Annotated in this window: 1 protein-coding gene; it reads right to left on the bottom strand. The window is 34.1% G+C overall.

The features are described 5' to 3' along the window. Positions 1-232 (bottom strand): DUF4372 domain-containing protein (locus N3F66_15275; protein MCX8125507.1); only part of this gene is annotated, 232 nt, incomplete at its 3' end. Between the last annotated feature and the right edge of the window lie 284 nt (positions 233-516).

Raw genomic sequence — 516 nt, 5'->3', positions numbered from 1 at the left:
CAAGAAACATAGCACAGAGGTCTCGAATGGACTGCACACGGGTGATAACGGCCACCAACATAGTGAAAAGATGGTCTTTTGATTTGAACTTTTTAGAATGCTTATCTGATTTGGATTTCAGGATGATGGGTTCTATATTAGCTTGTTTGACAAGAGATACGAGCTGTCCAAAAACCGGGAGAGGAGAAAAGAATTTTTGATTAACTTTGTGGGGCTGATGATTCTTTTTCATAAGAATCAATTTATTTAATTCCATCCACAAAAAAACAAAAAAGGGCAGAATGGTCTGCCCTTTTTTGTTTTTAATTTTGTACTCCTTTTTAGAAATTATTTTGGACAACAGTGATTATAATTTTTGAATGAGTGTTATTCCATCACAAATAGGTAATATCACTGAAAAAACATCTTTTTGTTTAGAAACATAGTCATTAAATTCCTGTATTTTTTTTGTTACCGGCTCTTTTGGGACATCAGCAACCAATCCCTTCCACAAGGTATTATCAACTATCATCCATC

The sequence above is a fragment of the Spirochaetota bacterium genome (assembly GCA_026414805.1).
In the GTDB taxonomy this organism is placed as follows: Bacteria; Spirochaetota; UBA4802; order UBA4802; family UB4802; genus UBA4802.
Note: the sequence above shows the minus strand (reverse complement) of the source record. Positions and strands in the feature narration are given on the sequence as shown.